This window comes from Neoroseomonas eburnea (genome assembly GCF_018129005.1).
Taxonomy (GTDB): Bacteria; Pseudomonadota; Alphaproteobacteria; order Acetobacterales; family Acetobacteraceae; genus Neoroseomonas; species Neoroseomonas eburnea.
Genome location: NZ_JAAEDL010000018.1, coordinates 65,279 through 88,242, shown reverse-complemented (window position 1 = coordinate 88,242; position 22,964 = coordinate 65,279). Strand labels below are relative to the sequence as shown.

The window sequence follows — 22,964 nt, the reverse complement described above, 5'->3', positions numbered from 1 at the left end:
GCCGCCCTCACGCGCAACCGCCCGGCGTCAGTTCTGGCGGCGGCGGAACTGGAAGCTGCGCTCGCATTGCGTGCCGCTGAAGGTCGCCGTCATGGTTGACCCGCTCGCCTGGCCCATGAAGCGGCTCGACCCATGGGCCAGGTCGAAGCGCCCATCCGGTTGGATCGGGCCGCTGAAGCTGATCCCGCTGCGGGTTTCGTAGGGGAAGGAGATCTGCCCGTTCTGGATGGTGAAGCGGCGGTCGGTGGTCTCCGGCCCGCAGGAGGTGCCGCGGCCGCGGCGCGCGATCAGCGTGCCGGTGCCGCTCCAGGTCCCGTCGAAGGCCGTGGTGGTCTGGGCGAGCCCGCCCGAAGGCTCGGCGGCCCCGAAGGCCAGGGCCATGAACGCAACCGTCGCGTACCGCATGCCGTATCTCCCCAGGAACCCGGCATGCGCAGTTTAACAGAATGATTCCGGTTGCGGAACTGACTGGCCGATGTCACTCCCGCGTGTAGCCGAGCGCGCGGTCTCGCCGTGCGGCCTCGGCGTCGCGTTCCGCCGGGTCGCCGTAGCCGCCGCCGCCGGGCATCTCCACCAGGATCCGGTCGCCGGCGGGGACGACGTGGAAGCCCTTGGGCTTGAGCTCCTGCCCCGAGGCCAGGGAGAGCCGCCCGCGCGCGCCGTTCGCGCCGCCCGAGCGCCCGCGCGCCGGATGCTTCACCCGCTCGAAGGTCGCGAAGATGCCGAAGGGCTCGCCGTCCCGCCGGCCGACCTCGATCACCTGGCCGAGCCCGCCGCGCTGCCGCCCGGCGCCGCCCGAGCCCTCCCGCAGTTCCTTCTTCCAGAAGACCAGCGGCGTGATCGCCTCCGTCACCTCCACGGGCACGTTGCGCACGCCGGAGGGGAAGGGGGTCGCCGAGAGCCCGTCGAGGTTCGGCCGCGCCCCGGCGCCGCCGGAATGGAAGGAGGTGATCATGAAGGCCTGCCCGCGGGCGCCGGTGTAGCCGGGCCCCGCGCCGAGCTTCAGGTTCCACAGGTTGGAGGTGCCCTCCGCCGGCACCCGCCCCGGGATCGCCTGGTCGAGCGCGCCATAGACCACGTCCGGCAGCATGTGCCCCATGGTCGAGCGCGCGGTCACCGGGAAGGGGAAGGGCGCGTTGACGATGGAGCCCTCCGGCGCCGTGACGATGACGGCATCGAGCGTGCCGGCATTGTTCGGGATCTCGGCGCCGACCACGCATTTCACGCCGAAGGCCGTATAGGCCTCGGTGTAGCAGAGCGGGCAGTTGATGCCGAAGGGCACGGCGTCCGAGGTGCCGGCATAGTCCACCGCGATGTGGTCCTCGGCGATCGTCACCGTGGCGTGCAGGTCGATCGGGCTGTCCACCCCGTCGATGCGCATGTGGGACTTCCAGGTCCCCTTGGGCAGCTTGCCGATCGCCGCCGCCATGCCGGCGCGGGAGCGGGAGATGATGAACTCGCCCAGCGCGTCGAGGTCGGCGAGCCCGTTCTCCGCCATCATGGCGGAAAGCCGCTTCTCGCCGGTCTCGTTGCAGGCCATCAGCGCGAAGACGTCGCCTTCGACCTGCACCGGCTCGCGGACATTGGCGCGGATGATGCGCATGACCGTCTCATCCACCACGCCCTGGCGCGCGAGCGGAATGAGCGGGATGAACAGCCCCTCGTGGAAGACCTGCTTGCCTTCGGCGGATTGCCCGACGCCGCCGATGTCCACGATATGCGTGGTGGAGGAGAACAGCGCGACCAGCTTGCCGTCGTGGAAGGCGGGCGAGGTGACGACCAGGTCGTAGAGATGCCCCGTCCCCTTCCAGGGATCGTTGGTGATGTAGTGATCCCCCGGCTTCATGGTATGCGCCGGGAATTCGCGCAGGAAATGCACCACGCTGCGCGCCATCGAGTTCACATGCCCCGGCGTGCCGGTCACCGCCTGCGCCAGCATGCGGCCTTCGAGGTCGAAGACGCCGGCGGAGATGTCTCCCGCCTCGCGCGCGCTGGTGGAGAAGGCGGTGCGCACCAGCGTGCGGGCCTGTTCCTCCACCACCGAGAGCAGGCGGTTCCACATCACCTGGAAGCGGATGTCGGTGTTCATGCCACGGCCTCCAGGAGGAGCTGACGGAGTGCGTTGACGCGCGCGGTGAAGCCGCGCGGGACGACGGTGGTGGTGCCGTCCTCGACGATGAGGGCGGGGCCGGGCACCGCCATGCCGGGCGAGAGCCCCGTGCGTTCATGCACCGCGGCGGCCTCGGTCGCGCCGGTCGCGGGGTCGGTCACGTCGCGCATGCCGCGCGGCGGCGGGGCGGCGAGGGCGGGCGGGTCCGCGACCTGCCCCGGCAATGGCCGTGCGGCGGAGAGCGAGAGGGCGAAGGTCATCGCTTCCACCTCCAGGCGCGGGATGACGCGGCCGAAGAGCGCGATGTAGGCAGCTTCGAAGCTGCTGCGCAGCGCGGCCGCGTCGCCCGGCCCATAGGCGCGGGCCGGCAGCGCGACGGCGATCTCGTGCCCCTGACCGCGATAGCGCATGAAGCCCGTGCGGGTCTCGGTCAGCGCCTCGGTCGGCGCGCCCATGCGCACCACCGCCTCCGCCTCCGCGCGCATCTCGGCGAAGAGCGCGTTCAGCGCCGCCGGATCGAAGGCATCGAGGCGCATGTGCCGGCTGCGCACCACCTCATAGGCGATCGGCGCACGCAGGAACCCGTGCGCGGACCCCACGCCCGCGCCCACCGGCACCACCACGCGCGCGATGCCGAGCTTCTGCGCGAGCCGCGCCGCATGCAATGGCGCCGCGCCGCCGAAGGCGATCATCGCGCGCCCGGCGGTGTCCTTGCCGTTCTCCACCGCATGCACGCGCGCGGCGTTCGCCATGGTCTCGTCGACGATCTCGGCGATGCCGACCGCGCCCTGCGCCGCCGCCATGCCGAGCGGGGCGGCGATGCCCCCGTCCACCGCCGCTTCCGCCTTCGTCACGTCCAGCGCGATCGACCCGCCGGCGAAGCGCGCCGGGTCGAGCCGCCCGAGCGCCGCATCCGCATCGGTCACCGTCGGCGCCGTGCCGCCGCGCCCGTAGCAGGCCGGCCCGGGCACGCTGCCCGCGCTGTCCGGCCCGACCAGGATGCGCCCCAGCGCATCGACGCGCGCGATGGAGCCGCCGCCGGCGCCGATCTCGACCAGCTCGATCACCGGGATGCGCACCGGCAGGCCGCTGCCCTGGATGAAGCGGTAGGCGCGTGCCACCTCGAAGGAGCGCGAACGCTGGAATTCGAGCCGGTCGATCAGCGTCAGCTTCGCCGTGGTGCCGCCCATGTCGAAGGCGAGCACCTCGCCGAGCCCGTTCTCCGCCGCGACGGCCTGCGCCAGGATCGCACCGCCCGCCGGGCCGCTTTCCACCAGCCGCACCGGGAAGCGCTTCGCCGTCTCGACCGTGGTGACGCCGCCCGAGGACATCATCAGCAGCAGCGGGCAGGCCAGGCCGGCATCGCGCAGCCCCTGTTCCAGCGCCGCCAGGTAGCGCCCCATCAGCGGCAGCACGTAGGCGTTGGCGATGGTGGTGGAGGCGCGCTCGTACTCGCGGATCTCCGGCGCCACCTCGGCGGAGATGGTGATCGCCGCATCCGGCAGCTCCTCGCCGAGGATCTCCGCCGCGCGGCGTTCATGCGCCGGGTTGGTGAAGGAATGCAGGAAGCAGACGGCGACCGCCTGGATGCCGCGGTCGCGCAGGCCCCGCGCGGCGGCGCGCAGCCCGTCCTCGTCGAGCTGCAGCAGCACCGAGCCGTCCGCCGCCATGCGTTCCCGCACGCCGAGGCGCAGGTCGCGCGGCACCAGCGGCTCCGGCCGCTGCATCGACAGGTCGTATTGCTCGAAGCGATGCTCGTAGGCCATCTCGACGGAATCGCGAAAGCCTTCGGTCGTCAGCAGCGCGGTCGGCGCGCCCTTGCGCTCGATCAGCGCATTGGTCGCGAGCGTCGTGCCGTGCACCACCAGCCCGACCTCGGAGGCCGCGCAGCCGGCGGCGGCGAGGATGGCGCGCGCACCGTCCAGCACCGCGCGCTCGGGCGCCTCGGGCGTGGTGAGCAGCTTCATCTCATGGGTGCCGCGCGGCGTCTGCAGCACGAGATCCGTGAAGGTTCCGCCGATGTCGACGGCCAGGCGCGTTTCACCCATCGATACGAATGTTCCCCGTTCTCACCACGCCTTCCCAGCGCGTGGAGTCCGCGCGGAGGAAGGCTTCGTATTCAGCAAGCTCCATCACGGCCGGATGCAGCCCGGCCTCGTCGAAGCGGCGCACATTGGCCGGGTCGCGCATCACCTTGACCACGGCGGCATGGATGGCGCGGCGGATCTCGGCGGGCAGGCCGGGCGGCGCGGCGAGGCCGTACCAGTTCTCGCTCTCGTAGCCCGGCACGCCTTCCGCCACCGCCGGCGCATCGGGCAGCAGCGGCCAGCGCCGGGGCGAGGTCACCGCCAGCGCCCGCGCCCCGCCCGCATTGATGAGCGACAGCGTCGCCGGATCGCCGAAATAGAGATCCACGACCTTCGCCGCGAGGTCGTTCAGCGCCGGCCCCGTGCCGCGATAGGGCACGTGCACCATGCGCAGCCCGGCCATCTGGTTGAACAGCTCGCCCGTCAGATGCTGGCTGGTGCCGAGCCCGCCCGAGGCGTAGCGCAGCTCCTGCCGCTTCGCGAGGTCGAGGAATTCCGCCAGCGTCTGCGCCGGCAGGTCGGTGCGCACGGCGACGATGAAGGGCATGCGCACCAGCCGCGTGATGTGCGTGAGCCCCAGCGCCTCATAGGGAAGCCGCCGCAGGTGCGGCCCGGCCGTGATGGTGCCCGCGCCCGTCAGCGAGAGCGTGTAGCCGTCCGGCGCCGCGCGGCTCATCGCCTCCACGCCGATCACGCCGCCGGCGCCGCCGCGGTTCTCCACCACCACGGTCTGGCCGATCTCGCGCGAGAGCGGTTCGGCGAGCAGCCGAGCCGTGAGATCGACGCCGCCGCCGGGCGGGAAGGGCGCGATCAGGCGGATCGGCCTGTTCGGATACCCCCCGGCACCCTGCGCGCGGGCGATGCCCGGCAGTGCGAGGCTGGCGGCGAGCAGGCTGCGGCGGCGGATCGTCATGGTCGATGCTCCCGGCGACGCCGCGAGCATGATCCAGAGTGTGCGACTGCGAAACCCCTCCATTCCCTGCCGCGCAGAAGGGCAGATGCGCCGGCCGCTGCCGCCGCATCGTGCATCGCGGTGCGCCGTGCCTGCCGCGGGAACGGCGCGGCCACTCGACGCATCTCCCGGACCGTGATCGAGTGTCGCGCCGTGGGCTGACGGAAGATCCGGCCCGGTCAACAGGAGGAGGTCGCGATGCTGCGACGCATGATTGCCGGGCTTCTCGCCTCGGCGGCGGTTTCCGTTCCCGCCTTCGCGCAGGTGCCGAGCCTGCCCGCCGGTCCGCAGTTGCGCGTCGTGGCGGTGACGCAGCCGCTGCCGACCCAGCCGCAATACACGCGCGTCGACATTCCCGTGCTGCGCGATGCCACGGCGCAGCGCAGCAACGGGCGCATCCAGGTCACGCTCTCGACCCACGCGGAACGCAACCTGGCGGGCAACGAGATCGTGCGCCTGGTGCGCTCCGGCCAGGTGGAGATCGGCGCCGGCACGCTGACGACGCTGTCGGGCGACGTGCCGATCCTCGACGGCGTCGACCTCGCCGGCCTCGCGCCGGACATGGCGGACGCGAAGCGCATCGCCGAGGCGATCATCCCGGCGGCCAACCGCGACCTCGAAAGGTTCAACACGCGGCTGGTCGCGCTCTATCCCTTCCCGGCGCAGGTGGTGTTCTGCCGCGCCGCCTTCACCAGCCTCGCCGACCTGCGCGGGCGGCGGGTGCGCACCTTCGGCAATTCGCTGGTGGATTTCTTCAACAGCCTCGGCGCGCAGCCGGTCAGCATCGGCTTCCCGGAAGTCTACTCGGCGCTCGAACGCGGCGTGGTGGACTGCGCCATCACCGGATCGGGCTCCGGTGCCGCGGCGCGCTGGCCGGAGGTGACGACGCACATCTCCAACCTGCCGGTGTCCTGGGCCGTCGCGGGCTACATGGTGAACCTGGCCTGGTGGAACCGGCTCGACCCGCAGGTGCGCGCCTTCCTGGAGGCGACCATCAAGGAGGTCGCCGACAAGCAGTGGGAGCTCGGTGCCGCCGCGACGCGCGACGGCATCGACTGCAACATCGGCCGCGCCGCGGAATGCCGCATCCATACCGTCGCCGCCCGCCCGATGACCGAGGTGCCGGCGACCGATGCCGACCGCGCCGAGGCCCGCCGCATCTTCCGCGAGGTGGTGCTGCCCGGCTGGGTGCGCCGCTGCGGCGCCCGTTGCGGCGAGGTCTACAACGAGGTGATCGCGCCGATTTCCGGCGTGCGCTTCGGCGGGTGAGCGGGGCGGTCGGCCCGGTCGCGGCGCCGTTCCGGGCGGTCCGCGCGCTGCGGCGCGTGGTCGCCGCCCTGGCGACGCTGATGGCCCATGTCGCAGGCTGGGCCTACATCGCCTGCGCGCTGTTCATCACCTTCGACATCGTCGCGCGGGCCTTCTTCGGCTTCTCCTCCCAGGCGACGGTGGAGATCACCGGCTACATCCTGGCCGGCGGCATCGCCTGGGCGCTCGCGCATACGCTGTTCCGCCGTGCGCATATCCGGGTGGACGTCTTCGTGAACCACCTGCCGGTGCGCCTGCGCGCGCCGCTGCATATCCTGGCGCTGACGCTGCTGGCGGCGCTCGGCGCCTTCATTGCCTGGGCCGCCTGGGAACTGGTGGACGAGAGCGCGCTGTTCGACGCGCACGACAATTCGGCGCTGCGGCTGCAACTGGTCTGGCCGCAGGGCGTCTGGGCCTTCGGCATCTCGGCCTTCGTGCTCTCCTGCTTCGTGCTGCTGGCCGAAGCGGTGCTGGCATGGCTGGCGGGGCAGGGGGCGGCGCTCGACGGGCTGCTCGGCTCCCGCACGCTGGAAGACGAGACGGATGAGGCGCTGGAGGCCGTCGCCATGGCGCATGAGGGCGAGGCCCGGTGATCGCGATCGTCTTCCTGCTGGCGCTGCTCGGCGTCACCATCTTCGCGGCGGCGGCCGGCGGCCAGGCGGTGCCGGTCGCCGAGATCCTCATGCTCACGGGGGTCTTCGTCGTCTTCTTCGGCTCGGGCGTCTACATCGCGGCGGTGCTCGGCGTGCTCGGCGTGCTGACCGGGCTGATGTTCTCCGACCGGCCTTGGTGGGACTTCCTCGGGCAGACGCTGTGGGCGCCGTCCTCCAACTTCGTGCTGGTGGCCGTGCCGCTGTTTCTGCTGATGGGCGAGATCCTGCTGCGGGCGGGGCTGTCGGACCGGCTGTATCGCGCGCTGAACGTCTGGCTGAACCGCATGCCGGGGGGCTTGCTCCACACCAACATCGTCTCCTGCGCGGTGTTCTCGGCCATCTCCGGGTCGTCGGTCGCGACGGCGGCGACCATGGGCTCGGTGGCGCTGCCCTATTTCCAGGACACGAAGTACAGCCAGCGCATGGTGCTGGGGTCGCTCGCCGCGGGCGGGGCGCTCGGCAACCTCATCCCGCCGGGGATCACCTTCATCATCTACGGGCTGATCACCGAGACCTCGGTGGGCGCGCTCTACATCGCCGCGCTGATCCCATCCCTGCTTGTGACCGGGCTGTTCATCCTGGTGATCCTGGCCCATGGCTTCACGCACAGGATGGAGAAGCCGGACCGCGTGCCGTTCGGCGTGAAGCTGCGGGCCCTGGTGGACCTGGTGCCGACGCTGCTGCTGATCCTGCTGGTGCTGGGCTCGATCTATGGCGGCCTGGCGACGCCGACCGAGGCGGCGGCGCTCGGCGTGGTGGGGGCGGCGGTCTTCGCGGCGCTGGATCGGAAGCTCACCTTCCGCATGCTGAACGCCTCGGCCGAGGCGACAGCGCGCAACACGGCGCTGCTCGGGCTGATCCTGTTCGGCGCCTACCTGCTCAACTACATCCTGACGACGATCAACGTGCCGCAGGCGCTGGCCGGGCTGATCGCCGGGCTGCCGATCCCGCCCTGGGGGATCATGCTCTGCATCATCGCGCTCTACGTGGCGCTCGGCACCTTCATGGAGGGCTTCTCCATGATCATCACCACCGTGCCGGTGGTGTTCCCGATCGTGGTGGCACTCGGCTACGACCCGATCTGGTTCGGCGTGATCGTCACCATGCTGGTGGAGATCGCCCAGATCAGCCCGCCGGACGGCACGGTGATGTACGTGCTGCAAGGCATGCGCAGCCGCCCCGGGCCGATCACCGATGTCTTCATGGGCGTCATGCCCTTCCTGGCGGTCTATCTTCTGGCCGTCGCCATCCTCATGATCTTCCCCGGCCTCGCCTTGTGGCTGCCGGCCGTCATGGGTTGAACCACTTCAGGAACGTCCCGCGTGTCCAGCACTGAAACGATCCGCCCCGTCCGCATCGCGGTCGATATCGGCGGCACCTTCACCGACTTGCAGATCCTCGATGCCCGCCACGGCATCGCCCGTGCCTGGAAGACGCCGACCACGCCGGAGGACCCCTCCATCGGCCTGCTGCGCGGCGTGACGGAGGCGGCGGAACGCTTCGGCTTCGCACTCTCCGAGGTCGGCCTGCTGCTGCACGGCACCACCATCGCGACCAATGCGGTGCTGGAACGCAAGCTCGCGCGCGGCGTGCTGCTGACCACCGCCGGCTTCGAGGACGTGCTGGAGATCAACCGCCATGTCCGTCGCGACATCTACGGCCTGGCGCCGGACCCCTTCCCGACGCTGATCCCGCGTGACCGGCGGCTCGGCGTGCCGGAACGGATGCGCGCGGACGGCACGGCGGAAATCGCGCTGGACGAGGCGGCGATCCCGGCGCTGCTCGACAGCATCGCGGCGCTCGGTGCGGACTGCGTCGCGGTGTCGCTGCTGCACGCCTATGCGAACCCGGCGCATGAACAGCGGCTCGCCGCCATGCTGCGCGCCGCGCGGCCCGACCTGCCGGTGTCGCTGTCGTCGGAGATCTCGCCGGAGATCCGCGAATACGAACGCTCCTCCACCACCGTGCTGAATGCGCTGCTGGTGCCGGTGGTGAAGGCCTATCTCGACCGGCTGGAGGCGCGGCTGGGGGAGGGCGGGTTCCAGCCGCTGGTCTTCCTGGTGCAGTCGAATGGCGGCGTGTGCAGCCTGCGCATGGCGGCCGAACAGCCGGCGCGGCTGCTGCTCTCCGGCCCGTCCGGCGGGGCGCTGGCGGCGGGGCGGCTGGCGGGGCTGCTGTCGCGGCCGAACCTCGTCGCGGTGGACATGGGCGGGACGTCCTTCGACGTCTCGGTGGTGCAGGACGGGCGCGTCGCCGTCATCACCCAGGGCGAGATCGACCGCCTGCCGGTGCGCCTGCCGATGGTCGAGATGCGCACCATCGGCGCCGGCGGTGGCTCCATCGCCGCCGTCGATGCCGGCGGGCGGCTGACGGTCGGGCCGCGCAGCGCGGGGGCGCGGCCGGGGCCGGTTTCCTACGGGCGCGGCGGGACGGAGCCGACGGTGACGGACGCCAACCTCGCGCTCGGCCGGCTCGATCCGGAATTCTTCCTCGGCGGCATGATGAAGCTCGACATGCCGGCGACGCGGGCGGCGCTGGAGGCGCGGGTCGGCGGGCCGCTCGGCCTCGGCGTGGAGCAGGCGGCCGAGGGCATCCTGACCGTCACCAATGCCAGCCTCGGCGCGGCGATCCGGCTCTCGCTGTTCGAGAAGGGGCTCGATCCGCGCGATTTCTGCCTGCTTTCCTTCGGCGGCGCCGGCGGGCTGCACGCGACGGAGGTGGCGGCGGAACTCGGCATCACCGAGGTCGCCTTCCCACGCGAGCCGGGGACGCTGTCCGCCTATGGCATCCTGTTCTCCGACCTGACGCAGGACATCGCCCGGTCGCGCGTGATGCGCGCCGAGGCGGCCAGCCTGCCGCGCATCCTCGAAACCCTCGCCGCCTTGCGCGCCGAGGCCGATGCGCGCCTGGCGCAGGACGGCATCGCGCCGGAGCGCCGCCGCATCTCCATCGCCGCCGACATGCGCTACCACGGCCAGGCCTTCGAGTTGCTGATCCCCTGGGGCGAGATCGCGGCGCCCGACGCCGAGGACATCGCCGCCCTGGTCGAGGCTTTTCACGCCACGCACCGCCAGCGCTTCTCCTACGCCAATCCCGGCGATCCGGTGGAGATCGTCACGCTGCGCGCCATCGCGACCGGCCTGCTGGACAAGCCGGAACCCGGCGACCCGCCGCCCGTCGACCGGCCCGCGCGCAAGGGCATGCGCCGCGTCTTCGAAAGCGGCGCCTGGCGCGACATCCCGGTCTGGGACCGCGAGGCCATGGCCGCTGCCGACACCATCGAAGGCCCCGCCATCGTCGAGGAAGCCTTCGCCACCCATTGGATCACGCGCGGCTGGACGGCGCGGCTCGGCGCCGCCGGCACGCTGATGGCCCGGAGGGAGACGCCATGACGCTCGGCCCCATCGAGATCGAGGTCATCCGCAACGCGCTGACCGCCGCGGCCGCCGAGATGGACATCACCATCTGGCGCACCAGCCGCTCGACCATCGTGCGGGAGCTGCTGGACTACTCGACCGCCGTCTTCGACGCGGAAGGCAACAACGTCGCGCAATCGGCGCGCATCCCGCAGCACCTCAATTCCATGGGCGCGGCGCTGCGCACGCTGCTCGACCGCTTCGTCAACGCCGAGGAATGGGGCCCCGACGACGTCGTCGCCACCAACGACCCCTATTGCGGCGCGCAGCACCTCAACGACGTGCTGGTCTTCAAGCCGGTGATGCATGAGGGCAAGCGCGTCGCCTATGTCGGCGCGCTCTGCCACCACATCGACATGGGCGGCATGGCGCCTGGCTCCTACGCCGCGACGGCGACCGAGGTGTTCCAGGAAGGCCTGCGCATCCCGCCGCTGAAGCTGATCGAGAACGGCCGGCTCAACCGCGCGGTCTGGGAGATGATCGGCCAGAACGTGCGCAAGCCGGCGCTGATGCTGGGGGATTTGCAGTCGCAGCTCGCCAGCCTGGATGTCGGCGCGGCGTCGATCCGTCGCCTCGCGCAGCGCTACGGCGCGCCGGGGCTGCTGGAGGCGACGGGGCGCATCCTCGACATGAGCGAGGCGGCGATGCGCGCCGCCATCCGCGCCATGCCCGACGGCCGCTACGAGTTCGAGGACTTCCTCGACGATGACGGCGTCTCTGGCGAGCCCGTCCGCCTGCATGCCGTCCTGACGGTGCGGGGCGACGAGATCGAGGTCGACCTGACCGGCTGCGCCGACCAGCAGCGCGGCCCGATCAACTGCACGCCGGCGATGTCCAACTGCGCGGTCTACTACTCGATCATCGCCGCGACGGATGGCGCCATGCCGGCCAATGCCGGCTGCTACCGGCCGATCCGCATCCGGCACCGCGACGGCAGCGTCACCGCCTGCCGCGCGCCGGCCTCGGTCGCGCACCGCGTGGCGGTGTCGCACCGTCTGGCGAACGTGATGTTCGGCTGCCTGCACCAGGCACTGCCCGACCGCATGCCGGCGGCCTATTACGGCGGTTCCTACGTCGCCACCTTCCAGACCGAGGCGGCCGATGGCGGGCGCGAGGTGCTGGTCGAGATCGAGATCGGCGGCACCGGCGCCGCGCCGGGCAAGGACGGCGTCAGCGCCTGGTCCTTCGGCATGCACAACAACGCCAATATCCCGGTCGAGATGATCGAGAGCCAGATGCCGCTGACCATTGCCCGCTACGGCCTGCTGCCGGGCTCGGGCGGGGCGGGAAAGCACCGTGGCGGGCTTGGCCTGTTCCGCGAATGGCGCCTGGACAGTCCGGCCGGTGTCTTCACCGCGAACATGGACCGTTTCCGCTTCCCGCCCTACGGGCTGGCGGGCGGCGGGCCGGGCAGCCTCGGCCGGCTGGTGCGCATCCGCGGTGGCGTGGAAACGCCCATCGCGCCGAAGTCCGACGGCGTGCGCCTGCTGCAGGGCGACATCGTACGGCTGGAAACCTCCGGCGGCGGCGGTTTCGGCGATCCGGCGGCGCGCGATGCGGCCGATGTCGCGCGCGACCGTGAACTCGGCTACGTGAAGGCATGACCGGCTTCGACCCCACCGCCCACCGCATGGTCCCCCAGCAGCGCTGGTTCGAGGATTTCACCCTCGGCGAGCGTTTCGTCCTGCCCAGCCGCACCATGACGGAGGCGATCTTCCTCGCCTTCCAGGCCGCCTCCGGCGACAACCATCCCGTCCACTACGACGCCGAATACTGCCGCGCGCGGGGCATGCCGCACATGCTCGCGCATGGTTTCCAGGTGGTGATCCAGACCGCGGCGGGGGCGGGGATGTTCCCGCACATGGTGGAGGAGAGCCTCAAGGGCTTCCTCGACCAGTCGAGCCGCTTCCTGCACCCGGTCTTCGTCGGCGACACGCTCTACCCGGCGCTGGAGGTGGACGAGATCACGCCGCAGCGTACCACCGGCGTGATCGGCCTGCGCAGCACCGTGCACAACCAGAAGGGCGAACTCGTGCTCGACGGCCGCCAGCGCTACCTGCTGCGCCGCCGCCCGGGCTGACTTCACGGCTCCCTCCGTCCACGCCACACTCGGCGCAACGGAGGAACCGCACCCATGGCCCGCATTCCCTATGCCGATCCCGCGCAGCCGGATCTCCAGGCCGCGGCGGAGGCGATCCGCGCCTCCCGCAGGAAGATCGGCCATCTGCACCGCATGCTGCTGCATGCCCCGCCGATCGCGCAGGGCTGGATCGCCATGTTCGATGCGGTGCGCTGGAACTCCACCCTGCCGGGCAGGCTGCGGGAGATGGTGATCTGCCGCATCGCCGCGATCAACGGCGCGACCTACGAATGGGACGCGCATGCGCCGATCGCCCTGGCGGAGGGCATGACGCAGGCGCAGCTCGACGCGTTGCCGGCCTGGGAGGGCAGCGCGTTGTTCGACGCCACGGACCGCGCCGCGCTCGCCTACTGCGACGCCATGACGAACGACGTCCATGTCCCCGACGAGGTCGCCGCCGCCGTGCGCGACCTGTTTCCGCCTCGGCAGCTCGTCGAGCTGACCGTGACCATCGCCGGCTACAACTGCGTCTCCCGCGTCCTGGAAGCGCTGGAGATCAAGGGCACCGACCCCCTGCCGGCGGCCTGATACCGACGGCCGCCATTCGCGGCTGCTGGTACCAGCCTGTTCGTGCCCTCGGACGCCGGGCGCAGACCTCCGGTTTGCTGGGCTTCGCCGGATGACCGGCAGGCCGCATGCGCCGCCTCGGCACGAGTCAGGAACTCGTGCCGCTGGTATGAGTCCGGGCGGTCCAGGTGGCCCTGCCACCTGGCGGGAGGGTGCAGGGAGGGCGGCGCCCTCCCTGCGTCACGCCTGTCGCCGCAGCAGCTTCCCGCTACGAGCCCCGGTCACGCCATGCCCGTGGACATGGGCGGATTCCCCGTTCACCCAGGTCTCGATGATGCCGTCCGCCGGCTGCACCGGGTCCTCCCAGGTCGAGCGGTCCTTCACCGTCGCCGCATCCAGCAGCACCAGGTCGGCGTAGGCCCCGGGCGCGATGCTGCCGCGGTCCTCGATGCCGAAGACCATGGCGGTGCGGCCGGTCATCTTGTGGATGGCGGTTTCGAGGTCGAGCGGCCCGAACTCGCGGACATGGTGCCCGAACACGCGCGGGATGGTCCCCCACAGCCGCGGATGCGGCTGCTTCGCGAGCGGCCCGCCATCGCTGCCGATCATCGACAGCGGATGCGCCTTGCTGCGGCGGACCTCCTCCTCGGACATGTCGTGGAAGATGCCGGAGGCCGGCAGCAGCCGGTCGCGCGCCATCCAGGAGCGCTTCTGGGTGGACCTGCCCCGTCTGCCGCTCGGCGAGTATTCGCGCATGACGGCGCACCGCAAGACCATCACCGGCATCCCGGTCGGCCTGCCGAGCTTCTGGGGCGTGCGGCGGGCATGACCCGCCCTGCCGGCACGCCGGCCCCAGGCCGCGGCCGGCGCGCGGCGCCGGCGACCGGGCCTATTCGGCGGCGCGCAGCCCCGCCGCCTCGATCAGCGCGCGGAACTTCTCGCTCTCGCTCTGCGAGAAGGCGGCGAAGTCCGCGCGGTTGCGGTACATGATCGGCTGCGCCACGCGGTTCATCCCGGCCACCACCTCCGGGTGGCGCATGGTGCGTTCGCAGGCCGCTTCCAGCCGCGCCATCACCGGCTCCGGCGTGCCGGCCGGCACGTAGAGGCCGGACCAGATCGTGTAGACCAGGTCGTAGCCCTGCTCGCGCATCGTCGGCACCTCCGGGAAGTCCGGGTTGCGGCGCTCGGTCAGGAAGGCGAGGGCATGCAGGTCGTATTGCCGGATCAGCAGCGTCTGGTCGGTGAACAGCTGCACCTGGCCCTGCTGGAATGCGAGCATCACCTCGCCCGAGCCGCGATAGGGCACATGGTTCATCTCGATGTTCGCCAGCCGCATGAAGGCGACGTTGGAGATGTGCGGGATGCTGCCCGCGCCGGTGGAGGCGAAGGGAAAGCCCGTGCCCTGCGCCCGCGCGCGCGCCACCACGTCGGCGACGGTGCGCAGGCCTGAATTCTTCTGCGTCATCATCACCACCGGGCTGTCCGCCACCTGGCAGATCGCGGCGAAGCTCGCGAGGTTGTAGGACAGGCCGCGCCGGAAATGCGGCTGGATCGCCATCGGCCCGACCGGGGAGAACAGGATCGTCTGCCCATCCGGCCGCGCCCGCGCCGCCTCCGCGGTGCCGATGGTGCCGCCGGCGCCGGCGACGTTGCGCACCACGACGGGCTGGCCGAGCGCCGCCGCCATCTCGTTCTGCATCAGCCGGCCGACGATGTCGGTCGGGCCGCCGGCGGCGAAGTTCACGATCATCTGCACCTGCGCCCGCGCGGGCAGGGCAGGCAGTACCAGCGCCGCGACGAGCGCGGCCCACATCATCCTCATCCGTTTCCTCCTGCCTGCTTGTCGGCGCAGGCCTATGACGGCAGGCTAGCCGCAAGAACGGAGGAAGCGATAGGCGCATGAGCGGGATGATGACCGGCGGCGCCTGGCTGGCGGCGAGCCTCGCCGCCTCGGGCCAGACCCATGTCTTCTTCGTCGATGCGGTGCTGCGGCGCACGCTGCTCGCCCTGTCGGAAGCCGGCGTCGCGCCGGTGCTCGCGCATACCGAGAAGGCGGCGGTCTACATGGCCGACGGCCATGCGCGCGTCGCCGGGCGCCCGGGGATTGTCGCGGCGCAGTCGGTCGGTGCCGCGAACCTCGCGGCCGGCCTGCAGGATGCCTATCTCGCGCGCACGCCCATCGTCGCGCTGACCGGGCGCAAGGTGCCGGCGCACCAGCATCGCAACGCCTACCAGGAACTGGACCACGCGCCGCTCTTCGCGCCGGTCACCAGGTACCGTGCCGATGTCGCGGAGGCGGCCGACCTGCCGCGCGCGCTGCGCCAGGCCTTCGCCGCCGCCACGGCGACCCCGCCGCGCCCGGTGCACCTTGACCTCTTCGGATTGCAGGCGGAGGTGGTGGAGGCCGGCGCCGTTCCCGGGCCGCCGGCGGATCTCTCCGCCTTTCGCACGCCGCTGCACCGCCCCGAGCCGGATCCCGCGGCCGTCGCCGCCGCGGCGCGGGCGCTGCTCGCCGCGCCGCGCGTCGCGATCGTCGCCGGCGACGGCGCTTCCCTGTCCGGCTGCGGCGCGGAACTGCTCGCGGTGGCGGAGGCGCTCGCCGCACCGATCGCGACCTCGCTCGGTGCGCGCGGCATCGTCCCGACGCGCCACCGGCTGCACATCGGCGTCGCCGGCGCCTATGCCGCGCCGCCGGCCAACCGTATCCTGCAGGAGGCCGACCTGATCCTGATGGTCGGTGCCGACACCGGCGACATGCTGACCAACTACTGGCGCACGCCGGCAGCAGGATCGCGCATCGTGCAGATCGACGCCGACCCGCTGGAATTCGACCGCTCCTATCCCGCGATCGTCGCCGTCCAGGCCGATCCGCGCGCGGGGCTGCGCGCGCTGGCCGCGGAACTCGGCAAGCCGGTGCGCGAGATGGCCTATCTCCAGGCGGCGCAGGCGCACGTGGCGGCGTGGCGCGCGGCGATCGCGCCGCGCCTCGCCAGCACGGCATCGCCCATCGACCCGGCGCGCCTCGCGGCCGAGATCACCGCGGCACTGCCCGCCGACGGCATCCTGGTGGCGGATACCGGCTATTCAGGCATCTGGACCGGCACGCTGGTCGAGATCGAGCCGACCCAGGCCTATCTGCGCGCCGCCGGCTCGCTCGGCTGGTCCTTCCCGGCCGCGCTCGGGGCGAAATGCGCCGCGCCGCACCGCAAGGTGGTCTGCTGGTCCGGCGACGGCGCGCTCTACTACCACCTGGCGGAGCTCGAGACCGCGCGCCGCCGCGGCATCGCCGTCACGCTGGTGGTGAACAACAATTCCGGCTTCGGCCAGGGCTGGCCGAACCTCGTGCGCCAGGCCGGCAACCGGCCGGATGCGGCGGCCGAGCTGCTGCGCTTCGGCCCCACCGATTTCACCCAGGTCGCGCGCTCCTTCGGCCTCGACGGCATCCGCGTCGAACGGCCGGAGGACATCGCCCCGGCGCTGCGACGCGCCATGGCGGCCGACCACACCATGGTGGTGGACGTCGCCACCGACATCGAGGCCCGCGCCCCCGCGCCCTGGGCCCCTGAAGGAAGATGATCCATGGCACGTGTCGCAGTCCTCGGCGCCGGGACGATGGGCCACGCCCTCGCGCTGGTCTTCGCCCTCGGCGGACATTCCGTCCGGCTGACGGACAACAGCAGGGAGACGCTCGCCCGCGCGCAGGGGCTGATGGAAACGGCGCTCGCCACGCTGGCCGCGGCGGGGGAGGCACCGGAAGGCTGGACCTCGGCCCATCTCGCGCAGGCCGTGACGCGCCATGAAGCGCTCGCCGATTGCGTTGACGGCGCCGACCTCATCGTCGAGGCGATCGTCGAGAACCCGGACGCCAAGCGCACGCTCTACGCGCAGCTCGACGCCGTTGCGCCGGCCGGGGCGATCATCGCCTCCAACACCTCCTACCTCGACATCTTCCCGCTGATGCCCGCGGCGCGGCAGCGGACGACGCTCATCGCCCACTGGTACACGCCGCCCTATCTCGTCGACCTCGTGGACATCGTCGGCGGGCCTGAAACCGATCCCGCGGCGATCGAGACCGTGCGCGCCATGGTCGCCGCCATGGGCAAGCAGCCCATCGTCATGCGGAAATTCGTCCCCGGCTACATCGCCAACCGGCTGCAATCGGCGATCGGGCTCGAGGTGCAGCAACTGCTCGACGACGGCGTGGCGACGCCGGAGGAGATCGATGCCGCCATCATCCATGGCATCGCGCTGCGCCTGCCCATCCTCGGCGTGCTGGCCAAGGCGGACTTCACCGGCCTGCCGATGATGCAGCACGCGCTGCGCAACAGGATGTACACGCCGCCGCCGGTGCGCGGCCGCAGCGAGAGCCTCGATGCGCTGGTCACTGCCGGCAGGACGGGCGTCATGTCCGGCGCCGGCTTCTACGACTGGGGCGGCAAGGACCCTGCGGCGCTGTTCGAGGAGCGCGACCGCCGCCTCCTCGCGCTGCGCAAGGCACTCAGGGAGATCGGCACCATGGCAGGACTGGAGCGCGACGCATGATCCGCTATGACCTCAAGGGCAAGACGGCGCTGGTCACCGGCGCCGCTTCGGGCATCGGCCTCGCCACCGCGGTGATGCTGCTGGAATCGGGCGCGAAGGTCGCGATCAACCACCTGGCCGACGACCCGCGCGGGCCGGAGGTGGTGGCGAAGCTGCGCGCCAATGGCCGCGATGCCGTCTCCGCCCCTGGCGATGTCGGCGATGCCGAGGATTGCGTGCGCATGGTGAACCAGGCGGTCGCCGATCTCGGCCGGCTCGACTACCTGGTCAACAATGCCGGCACGCCCGGCACGCGCAGCATCATCCGCCCGCAGGAACTCGACCGCCTGACCGAGGAGTTGTGGGAGACGGTGTTGAGCGTGAACCTGCTCGGCGTCTTCCGCTGCACCAAGGCGGCGGCGCCGGCGCTGAAGGCGGCGGGCGGCGCGGTGGTCAGCGTCGCCTCCATCGCCGGCCTCGACAGCCCGGGATCGTCCATGGCCTACGGCGCGACCAAGGCGGGCGTGATCAGCCTGACCAAGAACCTCGCCCGCGCCCTGTCGCCGGATGTGCGCGTCAACGCCATTGCGCCCGGGGCGGTCGATTCCAGCTGGATGGTGGAGTGGACCGAGGATCGCCGGAAGGCGAGCGCGGAGAAGGCGCTGCTCAAGCGCCGCTGCCAGCCGGCCGACCTTGCGGAGGTGATGGTCTACCTGCTGGCCGGCGCCGCGATGGTCACCGGCCAGACCATCGTGGTCGATGGCGGGCTCACGCTCGAAAGCCGCTGATCAGGCGGTCTTCGCCGCCATGGCGCCGAGCGCGCCGGCCATCAGCGCCAGCGCGGCAAGGCCGCGCAGGTGGTCCGCATCGCCGAGCGGCACGCGCAGCAGCGTGCCCTCCTGGCTGCGCAGGTGCAGTTCCGCGCCCTTCGCGGATTCCAGGAGGGCGACGGAGGACAGGTCCTCGGGCTGACGGCGGGGGGGAGCCAGGTCGGGCATTTCTTGGCCTTTCTGACAGATGCACCGCAGTTTGCGGTCCCCCTCAGCAAACCGCATCCCTCTTGCCCGCCGGTTAACGCCGCGCCTTGCCGCGACGGATTTCGCGCCGCAGCATGGCGCCAAGACGAGAAGGACCCCGCCCATGCCGAGGATCGACACCGACCGCTTTCTGCGCGACCTGAACGAACTCAGGAAGATCGGCGCCTACAAGACCGGCGTGCACCGCCCGACCTACTCGCCGCAGGACATGGAGTCGCGGCGCTGGCTGATGGAAAGGCTCGCCGAATGCGGGCTCGAACCCTCCATCGACGGCATCGGCAATGTCTATGGCCGCCACAAGGGCCCGGGGCCGCACCTGCTGGTGGGCAGCCATATCGAGAGCCAGAACCAGGCCGGCTGGCTCGACGGTGCGCTCGGCGTCGTCGCCGGCGTGGCGCTGGCGCGCGCCGGCCTGCCTGTCGATGTCTGCGCCTTCGCCGACGAGGAAGGCCATTTCGAGGGCGGCTTCCTCGGCTCGCGCTCGATCATCGGCGAACTTTCCGAGGAGGAGATCGACCGCAGCCGCAGCCGCAACGACGGCCAGAAGCTGCGCGAGGCGCTCTCGGATGCGGGCCTTGCCGGCAAGCCTCGCATGCAGCTCGAACCGGGCCGCCACAAGGGCTTCTTCGAGATGCACATCGAGCAGGGCACGCAGCTCGAATCGCGCGGCCTGCGTGTCGGCGTCGTCACCGGCATCGTCGCCATCTGGCAGTGGCTGATCCAGTTCCAGGGCCAGCAGGACCACGCCGGTGGCACCACCATGGCCGAGCGCAAGGATGCCGGCCTCTCCGCGGTGCGGCTGCTCGCCGCGATCGACCAGGAATTCCCGCGCATCTGCGGCGAGCGATCCACCTGGACGACCGGGCGGATCACGCTCGAGCCCGGCGCGCCCTCGATCATCCCGGGTTCGGCCGAGGTGCTGTTCCAGTTCCGCGACGTCTCGGTCGAGGTGCTGGAGAGGATGGAACGCACCCTCCGTGCCCTGGTGCAGGAGAATGACCGCCGCGAGAAGTGCCCCGCCACGCTGACGCAGAAATCCCGCGCCACGCCGGCGCTGTGCGACCCGGCGATGATGGCGGCGCTCGACGCGGCGGCGCAGGAGGAGGCTCCGGGCGCCTGGATGCGCCTGCCCTCCGGCGCCGGCCACGACGCGCAGTACATCGCCAAGCGCATGCCGGTGGCGATGCTGTTCACGCCCTCGATCGGCGGCATCAGCCACCATTGGGCGGAGGACACCAAGGAGGAGGACCTGGCTCTGTGCTGCCAGGTGCTGGGCAACGCAGCGGAGCGGTATCTCGCGTCCTAGAGCAGGTCCCGATCAGGTGGAATCACCTGACCGGGTGAAGATGCTCGCGAGAACAAGAGGCCGGAGCGGTTGCCGTGAGCCAAGGCGAACGGAAGCCGCTCCAGCAAGGGGTTCCGAGAGGGGCGCCGCCCCTCACGGGCTCACCCCGCCAAAGGCCGAAAGGCCATTGGAAACCAATACTCAGAGTCACCGCGGGTGCAGGGGACCGTGTCCCCTGCTGGGGGAGTTCGAGGGGGCAAGGCCCCCTCGGCGGCCTGGCATGCCTCAGCATTCGGCGCCGCCGGCGCCGATCCCGATGGTCCGTTCCAGAGCCTGCCGCATCGCCGGCCCGGCCACGTCGCCTGGCAGCCTCCGCGCGAAGGCGACGCGATGCGGGCAGCGATCCGCCTCCAGCCTGGCCCGCAGGAAGCGGCGAAGCTCCGCCGCGAGGTCCGGTCCGGGCCGCGCTTCCGGCCGCGGCACGATGAGGGCGGTGGCCCGGCTCGCCTCCGGCGCCGCGAGCACGGCGGCCATGGCGACGGAGGGGTGCTGCAGCAGGCAGTGCTCCACCTCGACCCGTTCGGCATCGCCCGTTGGCGGCGAGAGGCGGCCCGCGCCATCCATCGCGCCGCGCAGCCCGGTCAAGAGCCATGGCCCGCGATACGCCGCCGCCGTGGCCTGCGCGTCCCGCCAGTAGCCGATGAACAGCCCGGGGTCCGGCCGGCACAGCGCGACCATGCCTTCCTCGCCTGGCCGCCGGGGCACCCCGTCAGGCCCGAGCACGGCGACACGGCGCCCCGGCACGACGCGGCCGTCGATGGCGAGCGCGCCACCTTCGGCGCAGGCCTGGCCCTCGACGAGAGGGAGGCCGAAGGTTTCGCGCACCCAATCGTGCAATTCAGGCTCGAGCGGGCCATCGAAGCTTCCGAGGCTGCGCAGGCGATGTGCGTGCCGCAGCCCGGCATCCCGCAGCAGGCGCAGGGCACGGGCTGGCAGGACGGCGTGCCGGACCTCCCCCTGCGCGAGCAGGCGGGCGGCGCGGCCGGCATCGAAGCTCTCCGTGGCCTGGGTGAGCAAGGGCAGGCCGAGGGCCAGGGCCGGCAGCACGGTGTCGAGCAGGCCGCCATGCCGGGCCCAGTCGACGGGCGCCCAGAGCAGGGATCCCGGCTCCGGGCTGCCGCCCAGCAGCATGCGCAGGCCTGCGCGCCGTGCCGCCACCGCCCGCTGCGCGTGCAGGACCCTGTGGGGCGCCTTCGCGCCGTCGAGGATCATGGCCGGCATCTCGGCGTCCAGCGTGACGGCGGGAATCTCCTCCCTGGCGCGCGCCATCTCCGGCCAAAGCGACAGGGTGCCGGGGGCAGCCCCGTCCGTGCAGAACACCAGGCGCGGCCCGCGCGAGCCCAAAGGTACCGCCGCCAGGGCGCAGACACCGGCCGCGTCGGCGATGACCGCTGCGCAATCCGTCTCCCGCAGCCGCTCGGCCAGCGCCTCCGATCCGCAGCGCCGACCGAGCAGCACGGCGATGCCACCGAGCCGGAATGTCGCCAGGCAGGCGATGACTGCCTCCGGCCCTGGCGGCAGGAGGATGCCGATGCGATCGCCCCGCTGCACGCCCCTCGCGCGCAGGACATGCCCGAGGCGGGAGGAGGTCGCGCGCAGCGTGTCGTAGCTGACCCGTTCCACCTGACCGTCCCGCCGGAGGTGAAGCAGCGCGACGCGCCTGGAACCATCCGCCAGCGCGTCGCAGCACGCGGTCGCGATATCGCGCGGCTGCGGCGCAGCCGCCGGGTCTCCGGAGAGGTTGTGCCCGTGCTCCGCTGCGCCCTTCGGCTGGCAGCCGGCGGGATGCCGCTGCGATTCTGTCGTGACGCCGGGGGGCTGCGTCATGGTGGGGCCTACTGTTGTTGCACCGTCGCCGATCCAGGCTCGTCGCCGCATATCGTCGATCCGGGGAGGTTTACGCTGCGTCGGAGGGAGTGTCGCAGCATCGTCGTGAACAATAAAATTGATCAAACGAAAAATATTGTTCTGATATTCGAGATTTGCGCAGGTTGCGACCGCAACGTGTGGCGCGAGATTCTATTTGCCTTTCGTGGCTCAGGACGAGGGAAGCATCGCGCCTGATTTGTGCGTGCTCCGACATTGTCGTGTCGAACGTGATGCTGCTGCGCCAGATGCAATCATGCGTGGCGGACCTTCCTGTCGTCGGCGGCCCACCCTTGGTCTTCTCGCGGGGCGTGCGGGGGGTGCCACGGCCTGGACGCGGCGGTGGTGCCCGGGGGGCGTGGGGCCGAAGCCGCGGGCGTAGGTCCGTGGGCTTTCGCGCTTGAGGGGATTGGAGAGCCGTCGGGCCTCCTCCGAGCCCGCCGCGCCGCCGGAATGGTGAGTCTTTTCGGCAACACGGGACCGTTACCCGCGCCTCCGCCACGCCAGGCGGCATTTTGCCCATGCGCGGGCAGGCACCTTTGCGCATCATGTCGAGAGAGTGTGATCAGGGAGCATACCGCCGCGATGGGGGACGTCGTGGCGGCTGGATGGCCGATGAACCATTGCATTGACGGCGTCACCATCGACCGGGGTCTTAGCTCGGGGCACGGCGGGCATGAAACCGTGCCGGACCCGATCGCGGAGGCGGTCGCCGGGGTGGAGCATTGCCTCGCCCGGGCGCACGAGACCGGCCGGACGGATGCAGTCCGCCTACTCCACGCGGTCCTCGCCCTGCTGTCCGCCGCCCCGAGGCATTAGGGCACATCCCGTTCGGGTGGAATCACCTGGTCGGGTGAAGATGCCCGCAAAGGCAGGAAGCTGGAGCGGTTGCGGTGAGCCAGGGCGCACGGAAACCGCTCTCATGTCCTGATTCCGAAGTCCCGGGACTTCGGAATCAGGTCACTGGCCCTTGTTTTCAGCGGCCTGCCTGTCTGTATCGTTCGCTGGAGATCCGGTGAACT

General features: G+C 71.4%; 19 protein-coding genes. 11 read left to right on the top strand and 8 right to left on the bottom strand.

What is annotated here, in order from left to right; all coding sequences use genetic code 11:
* Positions 1 to 27 precede the first annotated feature (27 nt).
* From GXW74_RS17960 to GXW74_RS17945, 4 genes are all read right to left on the bottom strand, one after another.
* A complete protein-coding gene (locus GXW74_RS17960) occupies positions 28 to 405 on the bottom strand; it encodes a hypothetical protein (protein WP_211847912.1) in 378 nt (125 codons plus the stop codon).
* Between the two features lie 73 nt (positions 406 to 478).
* Positions 479 to 2,089, bottom strand: coding sequence for a hydantoinase B/oxoprolinase family protein (locus tag GXW74_RS17955; RefSeq protein ID WP_211847911.1), 1,611 nt, complete (start codon positions 2,087 to 2,089; stop codon positions 479 to 481).
* Positions 2,086 to 4,158 (bottom strand): hydantoinase/oxoprolinase family protein, encoded by a 2,073-nt coding sequence (locus GXW74_RS17950; RefSeq protein ID WP_211847910.1) that lies wholly within the window; start codon positions 4,156 to 4,158, stop codon positions 2,086 to 2,088. The genes GXW74_RS17955 and GXW74_RS17950 overlap by 4 nt, the downstream gene beginning before the upstream one ends.
* A complete protein-coding gene (locus GXW74_RS17945) occupies positions 4,151 to 5,110 on the bottom strand; it encodes a Bug family tripartite tricarboxylate transporter substrate binding protein (protein WP_211847909.1) in 960 nt (319 codons plus the stop codon). Before GXW74_RS17945 ends, GXW74_RS17950 begins: the two co-directional genes overlap by 8 nt.
* 237 nt (positions 5,111 to 5,347) lie before the next feature.
* Between GXW74_RS17945 and GXW74_RS17940 the strand changes: the two genes are divergently transcribed.
* The 7 genes from GXW74_RS17940 to GXW74_RS17910 are packed head-to-tail and all read left to right on the top strand — an operon-like array spanning position 5,348 to position 13,194.
* Positions 5,348 to 6,418 carry a TRAP transporter substrate-binding protein gene (locus tag GXW74_RS17940; protein WP_211847908.1) on the top strand — a complete coding sequence of 357 codons (1,071 nt, stop codon included), beginning with the start codon at positions 5,348 to 5,350 and terminating at the stop codon, positions 6,416 to 6,418.
* A complete protein-coding gene (locus tag GXW74_RS17935) occupies positions 6,415 to 7,050 on the top strand; it encodes a TRAP transporter small permease subunit (RefSeq protein ID WP_211847907.1) in 636 nt (211 codons plus the stop codon). The genes GXW74_RS17940 and GXW74_RS17935 overlap by 4 nt, the downstream gene beginning before the upstream one ends.
* Positions 7,047 to 8,411 (top strand): TRAP transporter large permease, encoded by a 1,365-nt coding sequence (locus GXW74_RS17930; protein WP_211847906.1) that lies wholly within the window; start codon positions 7,047 to 7,049, stop codon positions 8,409 to 8,411. The genes GXW74_RS17935 and GXW74_RS17930 overlap by 4 nt, the downstream gene beginning before the upstream one ends.
* 21 nt (positions 8,412 to 8,432) lie before the next feature.
* Positions 8,433 to 10,502 (top strand): hydantoinase/oxoprolinase family protein, encoded by a 2,070-nt coding sequence (locus GXW74_RS17925; RefSeq protein ID WP_211847905.1) that lies wholly within the window; start codon positions 8,433 to 8,435, stop codon positions 10,500 to 10,502.
* Positions 10,499 to 12,130 (top strand): hydantoinase B/oxoprolinase family protein, encoded by a 1,632-nt coding sequence (locus GXW74_RS17920; RefSeq protein ID WP_211847904.1) that lies wholly within the window; start codon positions 10,499 to 10,501, stop codon positions 12,128 to 12,130. Before GXW74_RS17925 ends, GXW74_RS17920 begins: the two co-directional genes overlap by 4 nt.
* Positions 12,127 to 12,606 (top strand): MaoC family dehydratase, encoded by a 480-nt coding sequence (locus tag GXW74_RS17915; protein WP_211847903.1) that lies wholly within the window; start codon positions 12,127 to 12,129, stop codon positions 12,604 to 12,606. The genes GXW74_RS17920 and GXW74_RS17915 overlap by 4 nt, the downstream gene beginning before the upstream one ends.
* A 54-nt stretch (positions 12,607 to 12,660) precedes the next feature.
* Positions 12,661 to 13,194 (top strand): carboxymuconolactone decarboxylase family protein, encoded by a 534-nt coding sequence (locus GXW74_RS17910; RefSeq protein WP_211847902.1) that lies wholly within the window; start codon positions 12,661 to 12,663, stop codon positions 13,192 to 13,194.
* Positions 13,195 to 13,413: 219 nt separating this feature from the next.
* Here the strand turns inward: GXW74_RS17910 and GXW74_RS17905 are convergent, their stop codons facing one another.
* Both GXW74_RS17905 and GXW74_RS17900 read right to left on the bottom strand, forming a co-directional pair.
* Positions 13,414 to 13,872 (bottom strand): amidohydrolase family protein, encoded by a 459-nt coding sequence (locus GXW74_RS17905; RefSeq protein WP_211847901.1) that lies wholly within the window; start codon positions 13,870 to 13,872, stop codon positions 13,414 to 13,416.
* A 190-nt stretch (positions 13,873 to 14,062) separates the two neighbouring features.
* On the bottom strand, positions 14,063 to 14,995 hold the full coding sequence (locus GXW74_RS17900) for a Bug family tripartite tricarboxylate transporter substrate binding protein (protein WP_211847900.1): 933 nt from the start codon (positions 14,993 to 14,995) through the stop codon (positions 14,063 to 14,065).
* 77 nt (positions 14,996 to 15,072) lie between these two features.
* Here GXW74_RS17900 and GXW74_RS17895 point away from each other — a divergent pair, with 77 nt between their 5' ends.
* The 3 genes from GXW74_RS17895 to GXW74_RS17885 are packed head-to-tail and all read left to right on the top strand — an operon-like array spanning position 15,073 to position 18,482.
* Entirely contained in the window at positions 15,073 to 16,749 is a 1,677-nt protein-coding gene (locus tag GXW74_RS17895; protein ID WP_211847899.1) for a thiamine pyrophosphate-binding protein, read from the top strand.
* A gap of 3 nt (positions 16,750 to 16,752) precedes the next feature.
* Complete coding sequence (locus GXW74_RS17890) at positions 16,753 to 17,715, top strand: 3-hydroxyacyl-CoA dehydrogenase family protein (protein WP_211847898.1); 963 nt, start codon at positions 16,753 to 16,755, stop codon at positions 17,713 to 17,715.
* The gene (locus tag GXW74_RS17885) at positions 17,712 to 18,482 is read left to right on the top strand and encodes an SDR family NAD(P)-dependent oxidoreductase (protein WP_211847897.1); all 771 of its coding nucleotides are present in this window, start codon (positions 17,712 to 17,714) and stop codon (positions 18,480 to 18,482) included. The genes GXW74_RS17890 and GXW74_RS17885 overlap by 4 nt, the downstream gene beginning before the upstream one ends.
* On the opposite strand, the gene GXW74_RS17880 is transcribed toward GXW74_RS17885, so the two are convergent.
* The gene (locus GXW74_RS17880; protein WP_211847896.1) at positions 18,483 to 18,692 is read right to left on the bottom strand and encodes a hypothetical protein; all 210 of its coding nucleotides are present in this window, start codon (positions 18,690 to 18,692) and stop codon (positions 18,483 to 18,485) included.
* 142 nt (positions 18,693 to 18,834) lie between these two features.
* Between GXW74_RS17880 and GXW74_RS17875 the strand changes: the two genes are divergently transcribed.
* Positions 18,835 to 20,037, top strand: coding sequence for a Zn-dependent hydrolase (locus GXW74_RS17875; RefSeq protein WP_211847895.1), 1,203 nt, complete (start codon positions 18,835 to 18,837; stop codon positions 20,035 to 20,037).
* Positions 20,038 to 20,301: 264 nt separating this feature from the next.
* Here GXW74_RS17875 and GXW74_RS17870 read toward each other — a convergent pair whose 3' ends face one another.
* Complete coding sequence (locus tag GXW74_RS17870; protein ID WP_211847894.1) at positions 20,302 to 21,903, bottom strand: AMP-binding protein; 1,602 nt, start codon at positions 21,901 to 21,903, stop codon at positions 20,302 to 20,304.
* Between the last annotated feature and the right edge of the window lie 1,061 nt (positions 21,904 to 22,964).